General features: G+C 59.4%; 18 protein-coding genes. 12 read left to right on the top strand and 6 right to left on the bottom strand.

Annotation, left to right across the window (positions count from 1 at the left end):
* Positions 1-126 precede the first annotated feature (126 nt).
* Complete coding sequence (locus NW844_RS03420; protein WP_414333493.1) at positions 127-1,851, bottom strand: electron transfer flavoprotein; 1,725 nt, start codon at positions 1,849-1,851, stop codon at positions 127-129.
* Between the two features lie 118 nt (positions 1,852-1,969).
* On the opposite strand from NW844_RS03420, the gene NW844_RS03415 reads away from it, so the two are divergent.
* The 4 genes from NW844_RS03415 to NW844_RS03400 all read left to right on the top strand — a co-directional run bounded on the left by NW844_RS03415 (position 1,970) and on the right by NW844_RS03400 (position 8,028).
* Complete coding sequence (locus tag NW844_RS03415; RefSeq protein WP_414333491.1) at positions 1,970-3,103, top strand: anhydro-N-acetylmuramic acid kinase; 1,134 nt, start codon at positions 1,970-1,972, stop codon at positions 3,101-3,103.
* Positions 3,104-3,277: 174 nt separating this feature from the next.
* The gene (locus NW844_RS03410; RefSeq protein ID WP_414333489.1) at positions 3,278-4,714 is read left to right on the top strand and encodes a DUF2079 domain-containing protein; all 1,437 of its coding nucleotides are present in this window, start codon (positions 3,278-3,280) and stop codon (positions 4,712-4,714) included.
* 233 nt (positions 4,715-4,947) lie between these two features.
* Positions 4,948-6,993 carry a PhoX family protein gene (locus NW844_RS03405; protein WP_414333487.1) on the top strand — a complete coding sequence of 682 codons (2,046 nt, stop codon included), beginning with the start codon at positions 4,948-4,950 and terminating at the stop codon, positions 6,991-6,993.
* A gap of 399 nt (positions 6,994-7,392) precedes the next feature.
* A complete protein-coding gene (locus tag NW844_RS03400; RefSeq protein WP_414333485.1) occupies positions 7,393-8,028 on the top strand; it encodes a 4Fe-4S single cluster domain-containing protein in 636 nt (211 codons plus the stop codon).
* Between the two features lie 20 nt (positions 8,029-8,048).
* Here the strand turns inward: NW844_RS03400 and NW844_RS03395 are convergent, their stop codons facing one another.
* The gene (locus NW844_RS03395; RefSeq protein WP_414333483.1) at positions 8,049-8,330 is read right to left on the bottom strand and encodes a hypothetical protein; all 282 of its coding nucleotides are present in this window, start codon (positions 8,328-8,330) and stop codon (positions 8,049-8,051) included.
* A 236-nt stretch (positions 8,331-8,566) separates the two neighbouring features.
* Between NW844_RS03395 and NW844_RS03390 the strand changes: the two genes are divergently transcribed.
* Together NW844_RS03390 and NW844_RS03385 are read left to right on the top strand one after the other, a co-directional pair.
* Positions 8,567-9,370 (top strand): prohibitin family protein, encoded by an 804-nt coding sequence (locus NW844_RS03390; RefSeq protein WP_414333482.1) that lies wholly within the window; start codon positions 8,567-8,569, stop codon positions 9,368-9,370.
* Between the two features lie 106 nt (positions 9,371-9,476).
* Positions 9,477-10,415, top strand: coding sequence for a prohibitin family protein (locus NW844_RS03385; protein WP_414333480.1), 939 nt, complete (start codon positions 9,477-9,479; stop codon positions 10,413-10,415).
* On the opposite strand, the gene NW844_RS03380 is transcribed toward NW844_RS03385, so the two are convergent.
* On the bottom strand, positions 10,416-11,117 hold the full coding sequence (locus NW844_RS03380) for a ComF family protein (protein WP_414333478.1): 702 nt from the start codon (positions 11,115-11,117) through the stop codon (positions 10,416-10,418).
* A gap of 161 nt (positions 11,118-11,278) precedes the next feature.
* On the opposite strand from NW844_RS03380, the gene rpsL reads away from it, so the two are divergent.
* The 6 genes from rpsL to dapB all read left to right on the top strand — a co-directional run bounded on the left by rpsL (position 11,279) and on the right by dapB (position 17,094).
* Positions 11,279-11,686 (top strand): 30S ribosomal protein S12, encoded by a 408-nt coding sequence (gene rpsL, locus NW844_RS03375; protein WP_414333476.1) that lies wholly within the window; start codon positions 11,279-11,281, stop codon positions 11,684-11,686.
* 61 nt (positions 11,687-11,747) lie between these two features.
* Entirely contained in the window at positions 11,748-12,218 is a 471-nt protein-coding gene (rpsG, locus tag NW844_RS03370; RefSeq protein ID WP_414333474.1) for a 30S ribosomal protein S7, read from the top strand.
* Between the two features lie 153 nt (positions 12,219-12,371).
* Positions 12,372-14,495: an elongation factor G gene (fusA, locus tag NW844_RS03365; RefSeq protein ID WP_414333472.1), complete on the top strand. Its 2,124-nt coding sequence runs from the start codon at positions 12,372-12,374 to the stop codon at positions 14,493-14,495.
* Positions 14,496-14,526: 31 nt separating this feature from the next.
* A complete protein-coding gene (tuf, locus tag NW844_RS03360) occupies positions 14,527-15,756 on the top strand; it encodes an elongation factor Tu (protein ID WP_414333470.1) in 1,230 nt (409 codons plus the stop codon).
* 92 nt (positions 15,757-15,848) lie between these two features.
* On the top strand, positions 15,849-16,166 hold the full coding sequence (gene rpsJ / locus NW844_RS03355; protein WP_414328725.1) for a 30S ribosomal protein S10: 318 nt from the start codon (positions 15,849-15,851) through the stop codon (positions 16,164-16,166).
* Between the two features lie 91 nt (positions 16,167-16,257).
* Entirely contained in the window at positions 16,258-17,094 is an 837-nt protein-coding gene (dapB, locus tag NW844_RS03350) for a 4-hydroxy-tetrahydrodipicolinate reductase (RefSeq protein ID WP_414333497.1), read from the top strand.
* Here the strand turns inward: dapB and NW844_RS03345 are convergent.
* The 3 genes from NW844_RS03345 to NW844_RS03335 form a co-directional block, all read right to left on the bottom strand.
* Positions 17,091-18,008 (bottom strand): methylenetetrahydrofolate reductase, encoded by a 918-nt coding sequence (locus NW844_RS03345; RefSeq protein WP_414333468.1) that lies wholly within the window; start codon positions 18,006-18,008, stop codon positions 17,091-17,093. The two genes, dapB and NW844_RS03345, sit on opposite strands and share 4 nt — an antisense overlap.
* 77 nt (positions 18,009-18,085) lie before the next feature.
* Positions 18,086-19,522, bottom strand: a complete 1,437-nt coding sequence (locus tag NW844_RS03340) for a hypothetical protein (protein ID WP_414333466.1) — start codon at positions 19,520-19,522, stop codon at positions 18,086-18,088.
* A gap of 251 nt (positions 19,523-19,773) precedes the next feature.
* Positions 19,774-20,548, bottom strand: a 775-nt coding sequence (locus tag NW844_RS03335) for a DUF2993 domain-containing protein (RefSeq protein ID WP_414333464.1), incomplete at its 5' end; no start/stop codon positions are given.

Genomic DNA, 20,548 nt, shown 5'->3' with positions numbered 1-20,548 from the left:
TCGCGGCTCAACTCAGGGCTGGGGGCGGGTGGGATCAGCGGGGCGGAATTCAACGGCTGCACTCCCTGCAACTCTAGCTTTAACTATGCCAGCAAAGCTGAGTCTGTGCTCCCTGCCCCCGTTTTCCTAGAGCCCATAAAAGTCGGGGCCGGATCCCTCGTAGCTGGGGTTAACCCGTAGGTTGAGGTGGGGGCAGACGATCTCGCAGGTGCGGCACTGGATGCAGTTTTCCAGCGACATGGCGTGGGAGCGGATCCCATTGTGTTCGCGGATGTGGTGGACTTCTGCGGTGCAGTCGGCCACGCAGGGGGTAGGGCGGTTCAGCTTGTCGTAGGTGGCAATGCACTGGCGGCAGGTGTCAGCGCTGAACTCAAGGATGTGGCGGTTGCCTTCCGGGTAGCGGGGATCGGCAAAAAAGACGGCATCCGACCGCGAGAAATAGCCCCATCGCGTGGTCAATGCTTCAGGATCCAGACCTGTGGGGGCCACAAAGTCCGCTTGGATGGCGGCATGGGGGGCAACATACCCCCGTGGGGGCGGCTCGCCGGCGCTGACCCGTCCGCTGAGCAGGGTGTAGGCGCGCAGGAGTTCCCCGCCGCGACGCACGGGATCCTGCAGGCCCCAGCGCAGGGATCCCAGCCAGGGGTGGCCGGCATCGACGCTGCGGCAGAGCTGGGGCAGGTACGCTTCCAGCAGGCGGGAGTTTTCCAAAAAGGCTTCCCGAAAATAGCGGCTGCAGTAGAGATCTTGCCCCACCGAGCTCTCCATCACGGCTTTTTGGTAGGCCTCTTGGATGCGCAGATCCCCTTTTAAAAAGCCGTCGTGAATGAGGCCCGCCGCCAGGTAGCCGGTCTCCATGGCGTTGGTAATCCCAGCCAGGCTGCCCACATCCAGCACCCCCAGGGCATCCCCCAAGAGCAAAGCCCCTTCGACGCCAAAGCGGCTGGGCAGGCTGTAGTAGCCCCCCTCAGGAATGACGGCAGCCCCGTACTTGAGCAACTTGCCACCGGCAATCAGGGATTGGATCCAGGGATGGGCTTTGAACTCCTGCAGGCGCTGCTGCGGGTTGAGGTTGGGATTTTTGCTGTCGAGGCCGATGATCAGGCCCAGGGCCAGGCGGTTATCTTTGAGGCCGTAGACAAAGCCGCCGCTGAAGCTGCCATCCAAAACCGGATAGCCCAAGGTGTGCCACACCTGCCCCTGCAGCGAGCAAGGGATCTGCCACAGCTCTTTGACCCCCACCGACCACAGTTGCGGCCGAGGGCGCAGGTGAAACTTCTCGACCAGGTCTTTGGAGATAAATCCCTTGTCGCCAAAGCAGGTGAGCTCGGCAAAGACGCAATCTTCGTAAACTTGGCCGGAGTCGCTCACCCGCACCCCAATGACTCGCTCCCCTTCGTAGAGGATCTCGTGGGCAGCAAAGCCGGGGAACAGATCCAGGGTAACGTTGGGGATCCCTTTGGCCTTTTCCTGCAGGGTTTCGGCCAGCCAGCGGATGACATGGCTAAGGGTGAGGATGAACTGCCCCTGCTTGCGCAACCCCTTTGGGATTGCTGCTTCCGGCAGATCCCAGCGCTCTTGGGATCCCAGTACGCTCAGATGGCTGACTTCCACCCGCCCCTCGTGGGGAAATCCTTGGCTCTCAAAATCCGGGAAGAGCCTGGCGATGGCCTGGGGATTGCAGATGGCACCACTGACAATGTGCCCGCCAAATTGCCGGGCTTTTTCCAAGATGGCGATGGAGATTTTGAGCCCCGAGAGCTTGGCCAGATCCAAAAGGCGATGGGCCAGGATCAGGTTGGAGGAGCTTCCTCCCACCAAAAGCAGGTCGTAGCGGATGGCGTCACTCATGCAGAATTCCCCACGCAGCGGCTCTGGATACCCTGCCTGTATCCTAGAGAGGGAAGGCCAAAAGGGGGCAAAACTTTAGACCTTCTCAAGCCTCTGCGCCGAGCCCTCGACAGGATAGGTGATTGTCATTGGCTTAATGTCGGGCACTTCTGTGGACGGGATCGATGTAGCCATCGTCCACATCGAGGGCAACGATCCTCTCCGGTGGGAGCTGTTGCATTTCCAAACAATCCCCTATTGCCCGCTGCTGCGGGCAGAGATTTTGCGGGCTGCGGATCCCAAAACCGGCACGGTAGACCATATCTGCGCTTTAAACTTTCGTTTGGGTCGCGCTTTTGCGGAAGCGGCCCTGCAAGGGATCCAAGCGGCCCACCTCACCCCCCCACAGGTCGATCTCATCGGCAGCCACGGCCAAACCCTTTGGCACAGCCCCGATGGGCCAGAAGCCTCGACCTTACAAATCGGTGAAGCGGCGGTGATTGCCGAGCTGACCGGGATCCCTGTGGTGAGCAACTTTCGGGCGCGGGACATGGCAGCGGGGGGCCAGGGCGCACCTTTGGTGGCTTTTGTGGATTGGCTGTTGCTGAGTCATCCCCACTTCCATCGGGCGGCCCAAAACATCGGCGGCATAGCCAACCTTACCTATCTCCCTAGCCTCAGCAGCGGCGGATCCCCTTTGGCTTTCGACACCGGCCCCGGCAACGTGTTGATCGATTTGGCGGTGATGCGGGCCAGCCAAGGACAACAAGCTTTTGATCGCGACGGAAAATGGGCTACCCAAGGCCAGATCCACTGGGAAAAAATTACAGAATGGATGCGGGATCCCTACTTTCATAAAGCACCGCCCAAAACCACTGGCCGAGAGTACTTTGGATCCCTTTACTTGGAACGAATTTGGCCCCAATTTGCCTCCGCCCACGACTGCATTGCCACGCTAACGGGGTTTACCGCTCGCTCCATTGCCCAAGCTTACAGAGACTTCTTGCCCGCGATCCCAGAGCAAGTTATCGTCAGCGGTGGCGGCACCCAAAACCCTGTCCTCATGCAACTGTTGCAGGAACAACTGCCGGCCACAACCCTGCTTACCTCCGACCAAGTGGGGATCCCTTCTGCAGCCAAAGAAGCCTTTGCTTTTGCGGTATTAGCTTATAAAACCTGGCAGGGTGAGACCAACAGTTTGCCGGAAGCAACTGGAGCAAGACGTGCTACCATCTTGGGCCAAATTACACCCTCTTGTCGTAACCAGTCCTAGCTCATCTGTACCGTTGTCCCCAATAAGCTTTCTCATACTCCTGAAGAAAGAGAGAGGCCCGGGCTTGAGACGGTTCATCTGCCCAATCCAGACTCGCTGGGATGTGACGCAAGGCTGAGAAAGACGGTAAAGTTGCCTTGCCGAGATCCACAGGATCCAAGAGCCCTGGTTCTTATGAAAGATCGTCCTCTACCTTTGTGCCTGACGGCAATGGCGCTTTGTAATTTCTTCATTCTCTTGAGCTGCAGTGTTGCGCGGCATCACTTGTTTCAGTCAGGAGGATATGATCTCGGTATTTTCGACCAAGCTGTTTATTTAATCAGCCGTGGCGAGTTTCCTTTTTCTACTATTCGCGGGATCCACATTCTTGGGGATCACGCAGCTTTTATCTTGTATCCTCTCAGTCTTTTGTATCGCATTGTTCCCTCTGTATATTGGCTGTTCGGCATTCAAGCTCTGGCACTAACGCTGGGAGCGCTGGCCGTTTACCATCTGGCGCTCCAGGTCGAGATTGATTCTGGCAGGGCGAGAACAATTGCCGCCGCCTATCTTCTCTACCCGGCCATCTTCAACGCCAACCTTTTTGATTTTCATCCAGAAGTGTTGGCCGTTCCCCTTTTTTTGGCAGCTATACTCTGTATTCGCTCTGGCAAGTTGTGGGGGTTTTTGCTGTGCCTAGGCGGTATCCTCGGCTGCAAGGCGGTGTTGTCTCTCAATGTCGTTGCCCTGGGAGCTTGGCTGTTGCTCTTTGAAAGCAGACGAGTTGAAAGGCGCTGCCAAGTGGCCGGCTGGCTTGCCATAGCGACAGGGTCGGCTTGGTTTGGCATGGCCGCTTTTTGGATTATTCCTCACTTCAGTGGCAGCGAGCCGGCAGCCGTTTCTCACTATAGCTATTTGGGCAGTTCCGTTCCTGAAATTATCCAAAACTTGGTCCTCAAGCCAACATTAGTCTTAGGCAAAGTCTTCTCTCTCGACACCCTATTCTATGGATTTTTGTTAATCATTCCTGTGGCTTGGGGCCTCTCCTGGCGCCACTGGGATCCCTGGATCCCTGCCCTGCCAACCCTGGGGCTGAATATACTTTCTAGCAATCCTGCTTATCGGGATCTGGTGCATCAGTATGCATTACCTGTTGTTCCTTTTCTCTTTCTAGCTGTTATCGAAAACGCGAAAGCATTCCCCTTTTGGTTTTGCTCCGTCAAAAGCAGAAAAGCAGCGCTAGCCTGGTCTTTGCTGGCTTTTTTAGCTCTGGCAAAATACCCCTTTTTCGGCTCCATCTATCTTCAGTCTCTTGACACTTGGCAGGCCACTCGCGAGGCCCTTGCCCACATCACCACCCAAGGGGGCGTCCTCACTACCCACGAGATTAGCCCCCACCTCACCCACCGGCAAGTTATTTACTTTACTGACGAGAGCCGCTTCAAGGGATCTCCCCCTGCACAATGGGATCCCTTTGACTACGTTTTGCTTAACAGCCGCCATCCGGGGTGGCGCAGCAGCCCAGAGTTCTCCCAGACCCTGCTTGCCGCCTTACAAAAAGAAACCTCGTTTCAGCTTCTCTACCATCGCGATGGGGTGTATTTGTTCTCTAGGATACGACAAGAACCTTAGGCTTAGCCGGCCATTCTAAACAAGTTAAACGTCAGAAACCAAAATTCCCTACAGTCCAACAAATTGTTAATAAGCTATTACCTCAACCCAAAGAAATTTCTCACATCGGCGAGGCTTAACCTGGTCTTGGTCTCTTCTTAACTTCTAGGTACTAGCTTTGGGGTGCCTGTCCCAATGCGTGAAGAACGCAGGGAATAAAAGATCGACAAGACAAGAGAAGGGGAGAACTCAACATGAATAATCCACAGGATTCTAGGCTTCGCCATGGGGACGAGCCTCTGTGCAATCATTCGCCCAACCCCACCTTTAGCAGCATCCTGGAAACTCGCCTGCAGCGGCGCCAAGTGTTGCAGGGGGGAGTTGCCGCGGCAGTGGCCACCTTTTTTGGCCTACCGGCGCTAAACAACGCTAGTAAATCGGCCAAAGCGGCCAGTGGTAGTGCCTTGCTGGGTTTCAAGGCGATCCCCGTGAGCGCAGAGGACAAAGTGGTGGTACCGGAAGGCTACACGGCTCGACCGCTGCTGGCCTGGGGTACCCCTATCACCGGCACCTACCCTGAGTTCAAGCTGGAGAACACCGGCGCCGAGCAGGGGATGCAGGTGGGCAGCCACCACGACGGCATGCACTTCTTCCCCATTGAGGGCAAGGATCCCTGGCAGGGCAGTTCCACCGAGGGCTTGTTGGTGTTCAACCACGAGTATGTGGAGCCGCGCTTTATGCATGCTGCCGCCAAGGGTCAAAAGCTTAACGACGAGAGCTACCCAGTCAACCCCGACGGCAGCCGCGATCCCGATCAAGTGCTGAAAGAGCTAAACGCCCACGGGGTGAGCATTGTCCACATCAAGCGGGAGGCGGACGGTAACTGGACTGTGGTGCGGGATCGCCTCAACCGCCGCATCACCGGCCTCACCCTCATGGAGATCCAGGGCCCGGTGCGGGGATCCGACTTCGTCAAGACCAAGTTCAGCCCCGATGGCACGATGACACGGGGCACCTTAAACAACTGCGCCCACGGGGTTACTCCCTGGAACACCTACCTCACCTGCGAGGAGAACTGGGCCGGCTACTTCACCAACACCAGCAAAGGGCCGGATCAAAAGCCCAACCTGCCCCGCGAGCACAAGCGCTACGGCGTGAGCACCGAGACCTCCCGCTACGGCTGGGAGCTGGCTAGCAACAAGGCCGACGAGTTCATCCGCTTCAACGCCACCCCCACCGCTGCAGATGCCACCCAGGACTACCGCAACGAGCCCAACACCTTTGGCTGGGTGGTGGAGATCGATCCCTTTGATCCCAGCAGCAAGCCCCAGAAGCGCACAGCTCTGGGCCGCTTTGCCCATGAGGGCGTGGTGTTCCAGCCGCCGGTGGAAGGGCAGCCGATTGTGCTCTACATGGGGGACGATGCCCGCTTTGAGTACATCTACAAGTACGTCTCTGCCGAGCCCTACCGCAAGGAGACGGCAGGCGGCCACCTGCTGGACAACGGCACCCTGTACGTGGCCAAGTTCAACGAAGACGGCACAGGGGAGTGGATCCCGCTGGTGTTTGGGCAAAACGGCTTCACCCCCGAGAATGGTTTCACCAGCCAGGCGGATGTATTGGTAAACACCCGCACCGCGGCAGACTTCGTCGGCGCCACCAAGATGGATCGGCCCGAGTGGGGAGCAGTGGATCCCAAGACCCGCATGGTCTACTTCACCCTAACCAACAACAGCAAGCGGGAACAAGACCAGGTGAACGCCGCCAACCCTCGTCCCAAAAACCAGTGGGGCCACATCATCCGCTGGAAGGAAGCCAATGGCCAGCCCCAAGCTACCCGCTTTGAGTGGGACATCTTCGTCCTGGCCGGCCCGCCAGGAGATAGCCGCACCTTATCCGGCCAAGCTCTCAGCTCGGACAACATCTTCAACTCTCCCGATGGGTTGTGGTTCGATGCCAGCCGTCGCCTCTGGATCCAAACGGATTGTAGCGAGAGCAACCTCAACAAGGGAGATTTTGCCCAGTTCGGCAACAACCAGATGCTGGCTGCCGATCCGGATACCGGCGAAATTCGCCGCTTCTTGACCGGGCCGATCGGACAGGAGATCACCGGCGTGGTCACCACTCCCGACCAGCGCACTCTGTTCATCAACGTGCAGCACCCTGGTGCCAGCACCAGCGAGGAAGACTTTGCCGCCGGCAAGATCATTTCTCGCTGGCCCAATTATGACAACAACATCTACCCCCGCTCGGCGGTGGTGGTGATTACCAAAAATGACGGTGGCATTATCGGTACTTAATCAATACTGATTCTGTTGCCAACTCCCCAGGAAATCGGGCGGCAGGGATCCCTTCTCTGCCGCTTTCTTGTAGTCAATTCAGATAACATTCAAGTAACAATGAGACGCCAGCAAGTACAACAAATAGCTAAATGGCGCCGATTCCGATAGCGGGACGTATGGTCATTCAAATAGCCATGAAACTTTTCTCTACGTTGTTATTGCTTCGCAACGCTGTCGCGAACGCGCCGCTCTAACTCCCCTCTCCCTCAGGGAGAGGGGCCGGGGGTGAGGGTGTCAGCGGCGCGGAGCACTGTGGAGACATCTCCAAATTTGAAATGACTATAAGATTGCAGCTTTCGCGTTCGGCTTCCCACTAGGCTAAGAGTAGTCTCAAAGCCGTTTTGCAGCAGGTGACCCATGTCCAAGGCAAAGATCGCACTGGACTTTCAGGCCCGGATCCCTCCCGGTTATCTCAACCTGATGGGATATGTGGACGAATCGGAAGTGAATGGGCCGGGCCGGCGCGCGGTGGTTTGGGTGCAGGGCTGCCTGCGGGAGTGCCCAGGCTGCTTCAACCCCGCTTCTTGGCCGTTTGAGGTCAACCAACTGGTCAAGGTTGCTGACTTGGCCGAGCAAATCCTCAGCAACCCCAGAAACGAGGGAGTGACCTTCTCGGGAGGAGAGCCCTTCTGGCAGGCTCCTGCCCTGGCCAGCTTGGCGCGGCTCCTGAAGGCGAAAGGGCTAACGGCGATGGCCTTCAGTGGATTCACGCTGGAAGAGTTGCGATCCCCCCAGGCTCCCCCCGGCGCCCAAGAGCTGTTGCAGGAGCTGGATATTTTGGTGGACGGGCCCTATCTGCAATCCCAGGCCATTCGCTCCCCCCACTCGCTGGTCTCTTCCCGCAACCAGCGGGTACATGTCTTTAACCCTGCCTTGGAAAACCAACTGAATTGGGCCAGCGACCAGGTGGAAATCCATATCCTCAAAGATGGAACCCGCATCGTCACCGGCTACGGCGGGCAGTTTCTCTTCGACGAGTCCGAACGAGGCTAGCGCGCCTCCCCAGGGATCCCCTATCCCCCCACCCGCAACGGCTCGCGGCGATAGGCGGGCAGTTGCCAGCACATCTCCAGCCAGTTTTTCAGCTCCTCCGGCTGGCCCATGAGGCTCATTTCCACCAGCAAAATGGCAGCTCGATCGCCAGCTCCTTTGGATCCCAGACGAATCAGGGCAGATAGACTTTCTTCCCGCCAGCAGACGGATACCCCCTGCCGGATCAAGGCCCGAGCCGCAACGGCAATGCAGGAGGGTGGCACCTGGATATCTCGCCGCTCGTAATCGATAGTAGGCAGCATGAACGGCAACCCAAATCTTTATTATGTTTTAATCTTCTTCCCTTTTTGCCGGCTTATCCTGGGTCTTTGCGAATTGTGAAGTGATCTTTTGTAAACTTTTTGATACCGAGTAACATCGTCTGGGGGTCTGAGAAAGAGGACGGGGATCCCTGCAGAAGGCTTAAAAGATAGCAGCCGTTTCTCAGCTCGACCTTCTCACAGCCGCGAGAATGGCTGCATTGGCAGGAGATGGAGAGATGCGAGCAGAAGGTTGGGAAAGCCGGGTGGGTCGCTGGTTGCCCAAAGCTACCCTTGTGGGAGTGGCGTTGATCCTGGTGGCGGCGGGCAGGCCGCTGCGCTTGGTGGGCAACGGCGAGAATATGGTGCTGTTTACCTGGGGTGGGGGAGTGAGCCCGACTGCTTTGCAGCCAGGGCTGCATTGGGTGCCGCCTTTTGTCTCGCGCACCGTTACCTTCGACGTAAAAACTCAGGCTCTGACCTGGAAGGACAACGACCCGACTGCCTATGCGCCGCGGCTGGTGGCCCTCTCTCAGGATGGGCAGCAGATTGCGGCTGAAGCGACGCTGCAATTTCGTATTCTCGATGCCCCCAAGGTCTACACCCAACTGGGGGAGAACTACTTGGATCGCATTGCCCCCATCGTCCGGTCGGTCATCTTGAATGAGACCAGCGGCTTTTCCGCCCAAGCTCTCTATTCCACCGAACGCCCTCTGCTTCAAGGACAAATTCGCGAACGAGTGGCCCTTTTGCTGAAGGAATACGGCGTCGAGGTTTTGGACTTTCTGCTGCGGGATGTGGATTTCGATCCCGATTTTGTAGCCGCTATTGAAGCAAAAACTATCGCCGAAAACCAACTGGCGCAAAAACAATTTGAGATCGAGCAGGCGCGCCAAGATGCCCGCAGCATCATTGCTCAAGCCGAGGCAGAAGCCGGCCAATTGCGAGCCAAGGCCCAGGCCCTCACCCAGAATCCCAAGTACCTAGAGGTGGTGAAAGCCTCCGTCCTGGGATCCCGGCTGGAAACTTTGATAACCAAATAGAAAACCTAATAGAAAAAGGACTCCGTCCCGCTGACGCGAACAGTTTTCGGGCCTGGCCCCATCTGCTCCAGCTCTTCCCTCAGACCTCAAAACGGGATCAGCCACTATGTATTCAACAGAAGAAGCACACCAGAGTAAAGTTGGTTGGCTAACTTTGGGCGGGATTGCCCTCTTGGCAGCTTTGGGGATGCTCCGCGCCTGCCTGTATGTCACTTTGCCCGGCCATGCCACTGTGGTGTTTAATACCTTTTCTGGGTTGCAAAAGGGGCGGGTAGAATTGCCGGGAGTGATGTTCCGGATCCCGGGGATCGAGACGCCAATCACCTACAGCGTGCTCACCCGCGTTTGGGAGTTTACCAACAACCCCAACTCGGCCAATGCCATCAGCAATGCCATCACGGTAAACACTGCTGACGGGCAGGCTTTTGCCGTCGATGTGGCCATTGCCCTCAGGCCCAACCTTGCCACTTTGGACGAGCTGCACGCCACCATCGGCGAGAACTATCTTGTGACAGTGGTGGTGCCGGTGGTGCGCTCCAAGATCCGCGATATCTCTGCTTCTTTCGATTCCGAAGATTTTTACCGCAAAAGCCAGCGCACAGCCATCGAGCAGCGGGCCCTGGACTTGATCCGCCAAGAGATGCCCACCGTCAACCGCGATGGCCAAGCCCTGCCCCTGATCCAGGTAGAGGGCCTCTTTCTGGGCAACCCCGATTTTCCACAAGCCCTGCGAGATTCCATTGAACGCAAACAGGTGGCCTCGATTACGGCACAAACAGCAGCAGTGCGGGCGCAAATTCAACAAAAAGAAACCGAGCGGCTGTTGATCCTAGCGGCAGCCAACCAGCGGGCCATCGAGCTAAAGGGACAGGCGGCAGCGGAAAACGCGCAACTGGCGGATCTGCTGTTTTACGAAAAGCTGCAGGAGCGCATCCAAAACCCGGCGGACTCACTGCCACCTCTGCGCATCATTCGCGTCGAGGGGGATGCCACCGTGTTCCTCAACGTGGATCCCCGACAGGCAGCCGCGCAACAGGCCCAATAGTCAGGCCTGGCCACGCCGTCGGAGCTCCTGGGGCAGGGTGGGGTGGTGGGCAGCCGGCTGCGCTTTGGCCACAACAATCACCCCGGCCACCGGGATCCCAGCGGCAACCAAGACCTGCTGCGCTGCTTGGACGGTGGAGCCGGTGGTGTAGATGTCATCCACCAACAGAACTGGCGTGGCGGGAGCGTACTGGAGGGCAAAGGCGCCTGCCAGATTTTGCTGGCGTTGCAGCGGGTTGAGCTCATATTGGGCCGCCGTGGCCCGCACCCGCACCAAAGCTTCAGGTAAATGTCTTAGACCCGTCCGCTCACAAAAGGCTTGGCTGATCAGGGCCGCCTGATTGTAGCCCCGTTGCCGCAGGCGCTCCGCATGCAGAGGGATGGGGACTACCGTATAGTCCGAGCCGTAGGCCCTACGAGAGCCTGAAGAAGGTTGCCGGCTTTCGAGCCAGCGGGATCCCAGCCATTCCCCCAAAACCGCGCCTATGCGCCGCTGTCCTTCATATTTCAGGCAATAGAGAGCCCTGCGCAGCGCTCCCCGGTGGATCCCCCAAGCATAAAGCGGCCAAGGCGAAGTGGTAACTGGCCAAGAGTCGAGCCGCTCCGCCTGCAATCGCTGCTGACAGTCTCGACAAAACACAGCCTTGGCCGGGCGCTGGCAGAGCGGACAGGGAAGCGCAATCCACCAATCCAGCCAGCCCATCGCCTGTTGCCCCTCTCCCCACCTCCTGCCGATGGCTCCAGTCTAGTCAAAAGACTCAAGTCACAGCCCCGGCAGCAGATCCCTAAGTTGACGCTGGGATCCCGCCTTGCTAGGATTCAATACTGCCGGATAACTTGAGTTGTAGCCTTCTTTGCCAGCCCATGCCCACCATCCAGCAACTGATCCGCGAGGAGCGCAGCGTCGCCGTCCGCAAAACCAAGTCCCCTGCCCTGAAGGGTTGTCCACAGCGGCGGGGGGTTTGCACCCGAGTGTACACGACAACACCCAAAAAGCCCAACTCGGCGCTGCGAAAAGTAGCTCGCGTTCGCCTCACTTCTGGCTTTGAGGTCACAGCTTACATTCCCGGCATCGGCCACAACCTGCAAGAGCACTCGGTGGTCATGATTCGCGGAGGACGAGTCAAAGACCTGCCCGGCGTGCGCTATCACATTATCCGCGGCACACTCGATGCTGCAGGGGTAAAAGACCGTAAGCAAGGCCGCTCCAAATACGGGGCCAAACGGCCCAAGCCCGGCCAAGCCCCAGCCGCCGCCGGCAAGAAAAAATAGCCTTTGGCATCTCGCTTGTCCTCCTTTCCCAACCCTTTCTGCAACAGGTAACCCACCTCTTATGTCTCGCCGCAACCGTGCGCCTCGCCGTGATGTGCCACCGGATCCCAAATACGGGAGCCGCTTGGTCACCATGCTGATCCGCAAATTGATGCAGAGGGGCAAGGCCTCCCTGGCTGCCAGGATCCTTTACGAGGCTCTGGACATTGTGCGGGAGCGCACCGGTCAAGAGCCACTGCCTCTGTTGGAAAATGCTGTCCGCAACGCCACCCCCCTGGTGGAGGTCAAGGCGCGTCGGGTGGGCGGGGCTACCTATCAAGTCCCGGTGGAGGTGAGGGGAGAACGAGGAACTTCCCTGGCGCTGCGCTGGTTGGTCACCTTTTCCCGCGCCCGTCCCGGCCGCACCATGGCCGCCAAGCTGGCCAATGAGATCATGGATGCGGCCAACGAAACCGGCAGCACCATTCGGCGGCGGGAGGAAGTGCATCGCATGGCCGAGGCCAACAAGGCCTTTGCCCACTACCGCTACTGAATCCGTTTGGCAGGGCGGTGGGTAGTCCCTGGGATCCCTGCTCTGTCCACCCAGAGTTCGGGCAAGTGGAGCAAAATCGGCAAAAAAGATTAGAATTGTAAAGGATTTTTTAGGTTGCCCAAATCGCAGGGCGACGAGGATTGGGAGGTTGACGTGGCACGCACAGTTCCCCTGGAACGAGTCCGAAACATTGGCATCGCGGCTCATATCGATGCCGGCAAGACCACGACCACAGAGCGGATCCTTTTCTATTCCGGTCTGGTGCACAAAATTGGCGAAGTCCACGACGGAACTGCGGTAACCGATTGGATGGCTCAGGAGCGGGAGCGGGGCATCACCATCACGGCTGCGGCCATCACCACCCGTTGGACCAAGCGGGATCCCGAAAATCCTTCCCAGCCCCTCCTCGGCGCACCGGAGTACACCATCAACATCATCGACACGCCTGGGCACGTGGATTTCACCATCGAGGTTGAGCGCTCCATGCGGGTGCTGGATGGGGTAATCGCCGTCTTTGACTCGGTGGGCGGCGTGCAACCTCAGTCTGAGACCGTCTGGCGGCAAGCCAATCGTTACAACGTGCCCCGCATTGCCTTTGTCAACAAAATGGATCGCATGGGGGCCAATTTCCTCAAGGTTTACAACCAGATCCGGGAGCGCCTCAAGGCCAACGCTGTGCCCATCCAACTGCCCATTGGAGCTGAAGACGGGTTCCGCGGCATCGTCGATCTGGTGCGCATGCAGGCCCGTATCTACATGGATGAGATCGGCAAGGACATTCGTCCCGCCCCCATTCCGGAGGAGATGAAAGATCTCGTGGCGGAATACCGGGCCAAGCTGGTGGAGGCGGTGGCCGAGACCGACGAAGCCCTGATGGAGAAATACTTTGCCGAGGAAGACCTGAGCGAAGCCGACCTGATGGCTGGTCTGCGCAAAGGCACCATCAGCGGCCAAATTGTGCCGATGCTGTGCGGCTCTGCCTTCAAGAACAAGGGTGTGCAGATGCTGCTGGACGCGGTGGTGGATTACCTCCCTTCTCCCATCGACATTCCCGCCATCAAGGGGGTGCTGCCGGATGGCTCGGAGGTGGCGCGCAAGGCCAGCGACGATGAGCCTTTCTCGGCGCTGGCCTTCAAGTTGATGAGCGATAAGTACGGGGATCTGACCTTCATTCGCGTCTATTCGGGAGTGTTGACCAAAGGCACCTATGTGCTCAACTCCACCAAAAACAAAAAAGAGCGCATCTCCCGCCTGGTGGTGTTGAAAGCAGATGAACGTTTGGACGTGGATGAGCTGCGGGCAGGCGATCTGGGGGCTGTGGTGGGCCTGAAGGACACCACCACCGGAGACACCCTCTGCGACGAAAATGCTCCCGTGATCTTGGAGTCTCTGTTTATCCCAGAGCCAGTGATCTCAGTGGCTGTAGAACCCAAAACCAAGGCCGACATCGATAAGCTCTCCAAGGCCCTCCAGGCCTTGGCCAAAGAGGATCCCACCTTCCGCGTCTCGGTGGATCCCGAGACCAATCAAACCATCATCTCCGGCATGGGCGAGCTGCACCTGGAGATCCTGGTGGATCGGATGCTGCGGGAGTTCAACGTAGAGGCCAATGTCGGCAACCCGCAGGTGGCCTACCGCGAAACCATTCGCAAGCCGGTCAGCCGCGTCGAAGGCAAGTTTGTTCGCCAGAGTGGTGGCCGGGGTCAGTATGGCCATGTGGTTATCGACCTGGAGCCTGCAGAGCCGGGTACAGGCTTTGAGTTTGTCTCCAAAATCGTGGGTGGCGTTGTGCCCAAAGAATATGTCGGGCCGGCTGAGCAAGGGATCCGGGAAGCCTGCGAATCCGGCGTGCTGGCAGGCTATCCCCTGATCGACATCCGCGCCACCCTGGTGGATGGCTCCTACCATGAGGTGGACTCCAGCGAAATGGCCTTTAAGATCGCCGGTTCGATGGCTCTGAAGGAGGCAGCTCGCAGAGCGAGCCCTGTCCTTCTGGAGCCGATGATGAAGGTCGAGGTGGAAGTTCCTGAAGCCTTTGTGGGGGACGTCATCGGGGACATCAACGCCCGCCGCGGCCAGATGGAGGGGATGAATACGGAAGGCGGCATCACCAAGGTCAATGCCAAAGTTCCATTGGCAGAGATGTTTGGCTACGCCACCGATATCCGCTCCAAAACCCAGGGTCGAGGCACCTTTACGATGGAGTTCAGCCACTACGAGGAAGTTCCTCGCAGTATCGCCGAAGCCATCATTGCCAAAAACAAAGGAAATGAGTAGCTGACTGAAACCAAAAAGGAAGTGACGATTCATGGCACGCGCTAAGTTTGAACGTACCAAACCCCATGTCAACGTTGGCACCATCGGCCATGTTGACCACGGCAAGACCACTTTGACGGCTGCCATCACCACCACCTTGGCTGCTTTGGGTCAGGCCACAGCCAAACGGTATGACGAGATCGACGCAGCGCCGGAAGAAAAAGCCCGCGGTATCACCATCAACACCGCCCACGTGGAGTACCAGACGGAGAAGCGTCACTACGCCCACGTGGACTGCCCCGGCCACGCTGACTACGTGAAAAACATGATCACGGGTGCAGCCCAGATGGATGGAGCCATCTTGGTGGTGTCTGCGGCTGATGGCCCCATGCCCCAAACGCGGGAGCACATCCTGTTGGCCCGTCAGGTGGGGGTGCCCAGCTTGGTGGTCTTCCTCAACAAGGTGGACATGGTGGACGATCCAGAGCTGCTGGAGCTGGTGGAGCTGGAAGTGCGGGAGCTTCTCTCCAAATACGACTTCCCCGGCGATGACATCCCCATCATCAGGGGATCCGCCCTCAAGGCTTTGGAAAGGATGCAGGCCAACCCCAAAACTCAGCGCGGCGAAGATCCCTGGGTGGATAAGATCTACGAGCTGATGGATGCGGTAGACTCTTACATTCCCACGCCGGAGCGGGATGTGGACAAGCCCTTCCTGATGGCCGTAGAAGACGTTTTCTCGATCACCGGTCGGGGCACGGTGGCCACAGGCCGGATCGAGCGGGGCCGCATCAAGGTGGGCGAAACGGTGGAACTGGTGGGGCTGCGGGAAACTCGCTCCACCACCGTTACTGGTCTAGAGATGTTCCAGAAGACCCTTGATGAAGGGATCGCTGGCGACAACGTCGGTGTGCTGCTGCGCGGCATTCAGAAGAACGAGGTGGAGCGCGGCATGGTGCTGGCCAAGCCCAAGAGCATTACCCCGCACACCAACTTCGAGTCTGAGGTGTATGTCCTCAAGAAAGAGGAAGGAGGTCGCCACACGCCGTTCTTTGCCGGCTATCGTCCCCAGTTCTATGTACGCACCACCGATGTAACCGGTACCATCTCCTCCTTTACGGCTGACGATGGCTCGCAGCCGGAGATGGTGATGCCCGGCGACCGGGTCAGGATGACGGTGGAGCTGATCCAGCCCATCGCCATCGAGCAGGGGATGCGCTTTGCCATTCGCGAGGGTGGTCGTACCGTCGGGGCGGGTGTTGTCTCCAAGATCCTGAAGTAAGTTGTCTTTTCCCGGCAGGGATTGAGCGCTGGTTGCCCCAGATCAACTCGATCCCTGTCGGTTTTTTGTTGTACCGTTCTCTTTCTCCGGCCATGCCTACCCTGACCCAACAGAAAATCCGCATTCGCCTGAAAGCCTACGATCATCGGCTGCTGGATACTTCTTGCGACAAAATCGTGGACACGGCCCGTCGTACCGATGCTGTGCCCGTGGGCCCCATCCCTCTGCCTACCCGGCGCCGCATCTACTGTGTGTTGCGTTCTCCGCACACCGACAAGGATTCGCGGGAACATTTTGAAACCCGCACCCACCGCCGCATTATCGACATCTATTCCCCCTCTTCCAAAACCATCGATGCTTTGATGAAGCTGGATCTGCCGGCGGGGGTGGATATTGAGGTGAAGTTGTGATGGCTCTCCGGGGATCCCGGTCTTCGCAGTTGTAGAGCGTGGATGAGGGTGGCAAGGGGTGACGGCAGCGGTTGATCCGGTCGATCAGGGGTTGGCAACTCCAGAAGCCAACCCATCCCCTATCCCGGTCTTGGTGGTGGGGGCACTGGGCAAGATGGGGCGGGAGGTGGTGAGAGCTGTTGCCCAGACGCCCGACATGACCCTGGCGGGGGCGGTAGCCCGCTCGCAACTGGGCTTGGACATCGGCGAGGTGCTGGGCCTGGGATCCCTGGGGGTGGAGATTACCGATGACCTAGCGGGGCAGTTGCTGAGGTTGTCGCAGCGGAGCAGCCGCGGTGTGATGGTGGATTTCACCCATCCGCAGGCGGTGTTTGAACATGTCCGCTCGGCCATTGCCTTTGGGGTGCGCCCGGTGGTGGGGACAACGGGCCTGACGCCGGAGCAGGTGGAGCGGCTGCGGGATCTGGCGGATAAGTCGGGGGTGGGCTGTTTGATCGCGCCCAACTTTGCCATCGGCATGATTTTGTTGCAGCAGATGGCACTGCAGGCGGCGCAATATTTTGACCATGTTGAGATCGTCGAGCTGCACCACAACCGCAAAGCGGATGCCCCCAGCGGCACGGCCCTGCAGACGGCCCAACGGCTGGGTCAACTGGGCAAAGCCTTCAACCCGCCCGAAGTGGAAGAAAAAGAGCTGCTCCCCGGCTCGCGGGGCGGGATCCCCGGCCCCAACATTCCCATCCACAGCGTGCGCCTGCCGGGGCTAGTCGCCCACCAGGAGGTGATCTTCGGCGGCATGGGGCAAACCCTTACCTTAAGGCACGACACCACGGATCGGGTGGCTTTTATGCCGGGGGTGATCCTGGGGATCCGCAAGGTGCTGCAGCTCAAGGGATTGGTCTACGGGCTGGAGCAGGTGTTGAGCTAGCCAGCCAGAGGGGGGATCCCGGCCTCGTCCAGGATACGCGGGATGAGATGTTCGGCTTTGACGGCCATCAGGTGCACGCCGTGGCAGATCTGACGGGCCTGGCGCACCTGTTCGGCGGCGATGCGGATCCCTTCTTCTAGGGGATGGGGAGCGTTGGCCAGCCGTTGGATGATGGCGTCCGGGATTTGTACCCCCGGCAGGTTGCAGTTGATGAATTGGGCATTTTTGGCGGATTTGAGCAGGAAGATGCCGGCCAGGATGGGCTTGCCGGCGGGGCGACCCAGCTTGTCCATAAAGCGCTCCAGTTGCTCGAAGTCGGTCACCATCTGGCTTTGGAAAAACTGGGCCCCGTTTTCCAGCTTGCGCTGGAAGCGCCGCTCCAGGCCGGAAAAGCTGCCGGATTGGGGTTCTACCGCTGCTCCCGGAAACAGACAGGTGCCGCCGTCGGGGAGGGGCTTGCCGTTGCAGTCGAGGCCATTGTTCAGCCGCTGGATAAGCCGCAGCAGGCGCACCGATTCCAGGTCGAACACAGCGCGGGCGTCGGGGCAATCGCCGATGTGGATGGGATCCCCGGTGAGGGCCAACACGTTGCGCAGGCCGAGCGCCGAGGCCCCCAACAGATCCCCCTGCAGAGCCACGCGGTTGCGATCCCGACAGGCCAACTGCAGGATGGGTTCAACGCCCACCTGATGCAACAGCAGCGAGGCGGCCAGGGGGCTCATGCGGGCCATGGCGCGGTTGGAGTCGGTGATGTTGATGGCATGCACCCGACCTTTGAGCTGCTGGGCCAGAGACAGCAGGGTGCTGGTGTCGGATCCCTTGGGGGGTGTGATCTCGGCGGTGAGCAGGAACTCCCCCTCCTGGATGGCCTGGGCAAAGCGAGACAAGGGGGGTGATGAGGGGGTCAAGGCCACAATTGCGGAAGAAAAGGTAAAACGGCTGGCCTATTATCGACTTTTCCGGGCGATTTTTCCAGACAGGTTGCCCTCTTTTAGGGCTTGGGCGAGGGAAGGGGGCTGGGCGGGGGTTGCACCTGCATTTCCCCCAGCCATATCTTGGCATCCCCCTGTTGCAGATGCTGCTGCCAGTCCTGGGCTGCTGCAGGCGGGATCCCATCCGCGCCCAGGGCCCAGCTCCAGCCAATTACCTGGGGCCAGCGTTGGTCTTCTAGACCTGCCAGCAGAGGTTGAGCGGCTTCTGAGCCCAAGGCCGGCCCGCGGAGCAGCACAGGCACTTCCGGGTTGAGAGCCACAAGGCGGCGGTACATCGGTTCAAAGGTGGCGGGATCCCCCGGTAGGCTCAGCCAATCCATCTCAGAGAACCCAGCCCAGGCGGACACGGCTGCGGCATCTTCTCCCTCCAGCTCCACAACCCAGAGCAAGTTGGCCTCGGAGCGCAGGGTTTGCATCAGGTGTCGGTAGGCCCGTCGTTGCAATTCGGGATCCCCGTCTCCCACAACGACGGCCAGGATGATGGGAGTGGCAAAGCGCTGGATGGCGCGGGCCCAAGAGCGCAAAGTCTCGTCCTGTTCCCCACTGGCCAAGGCGGAAAGCTGAGCCGGATCCAGCCGCAGGCGCAGGTAGGGAACAGAGCCGCTCTCCCGCAGGCGACTGGCCAACGACTGCGGAAAGTCCTGGCGGGGATCCCACAGGTGTTCTACGGCTGCCCAGGCAGGGGGCTGGCCGATGGCCTGGCGATAGGACAAGAGCTGCTCCCAAGTTGGCATGCCCGACCAGGCGACCCCGTGATACAGCCGGCCCGTGGGGGGCGGCAGCGGCCTGCCCCGTTGAAAGGGAGCAGAATCGGGCGGAATCGGGGAGGTTAGAAGCCAATCCAGCCGCAAGGCAGCAGTGGTGTTGGCAGCCGGCAGCGGGAAGGGGAAGATCCAACTGCGCTCCTGGAACCAGCCGCGGCTGATCTGCTGAGGGTGGAAGTCCTGGGGAGGCGGCAGCGGCTCCAGCGCGTCTTCTCCCCAGAAAGCCCGTTGGATCGCCAGGCGCACCCCCTCGCCGGGGTGAATCAGAGGCGTGGTAGTATCCAGGTGCAAGCTGCCGCTGAGGCGGGTGGACGTCTCGTGGGGCTCAACGCGGAAGGAGAAGGTGAGCTGGTCAGGCCGATAGGTGCCCAAGGCGCGGGAGGAGGGGGTGGGGGGTGGGGATCCCGGTTGCCATGGAATACCCTCGCAGTCGGTGCAGGGAAGGAGAGCCTGCGGATGGAGCGCAACGGGAGCCTCGCGGGCAGATTGCAACTGCTCAGACGTGATGACAAAGCTGGCCCAAAGGTGCTTCAGACGGGGATCCCGACCGGGTGGAATATCGGAGAAAGTTCGCCCTGGGGGTGTAGCCGTGCGGGTGCCGGCAGCCGTGCCGTCCAGAGGCAGCGTAGAAACTGGATCGCCGGCACAGCTCCCCAAAAAAACGACCGACAAGATCAGCGGCAGCGCCCAGCAGATTAAGGGCTTGAGTGTGCAGTTGGATGGCTGCCTCCGGGATCCCTGGATCATGGCTTCACCTCAATACACCACTCCTACGTGAGGCCCGCAAAGGGTTTTCCCGCTAACCGCTAGCAGGATCTTGCCGCAAAGGCCCGCTCTCCAGGTCTGATCCCGATCACATCCTTGGTCGCAGCAGAGCCCGCCCGCACCGTCTGAAGGCGGGCCAAAGCGGGGAACGCCGGCCCCTACCCCTGCGGCACCGCCGCCGCTTCCGGGTAGATGACCAACATGCCCTCGTAGAGGATTTGGCTGGGCTGCAACTCCAGGCGGTCGATGCGCACGCCCGGATCCAACTGAATGGGGAAATCCGCCAGGCCGGGGATGGGGATCTCTTGGCCTTCGTTCACCCACAGAGGGTTGACCAGCCGCAACTGGTTGGGGCCCTGGGCTTCTAGGCCGGTTAGCACCGTAACCGGCACCTCCACCCCCTCGGGAGTCACCAATTGGGCCTGGATGCGCAGCCGATTTTGCTCCAAGGTGACCTGGGGCTGGCGGATCAAGAAGGGCACCGCTTGACCTCCAAAGGGCAGTTGCACCTGTGCCTGGGCCAGTTGAGACTGGATGAGGGGAGACTGAAGGGTGCGGTTAAGATCGTCTTCGGTGAGGCGCAAGCTCACCTGCACCGGCACAGGGGCCAACAGCCGCAGCGGGCTGCGTCCTTGGATGGCTTCGCCCACGTTGAGGCGAATATCCTGGCCCTGCAGCCGCAGGTGGCTGACCTGGAATCCCTGATAGATAAGGTTGTCTCCCGACACCTGGGCCTGGGGGATCTGGCCGTTCAAAATCTGGGCGTCGGAACCGGCGATCTGCACCTGCAAGTTGTCCACCTGCTGCACCTCGGAGCGGATCCAGGCGGCCACCAAAGGGCTGAGCAGGGATCCGGCAATCTGGGCAAATCCGGGCCAAGGCCAAAACATGGTGGGCAAGCCAAGCAGCAGTGCCAATCCCAGCCGCTGCCCT

The organism is Synechococcus sp. H55.2 (genome assembly GCF_047462495.1).
Lineage (GTDB): Bacteria > Cyanobacteriota > Cyanobacteriia > Thermostichales > Thermostichaceae > Thermostichus.
This window is presented reverse-complemented; position numbering and strand designations above follow the sequence as displayed.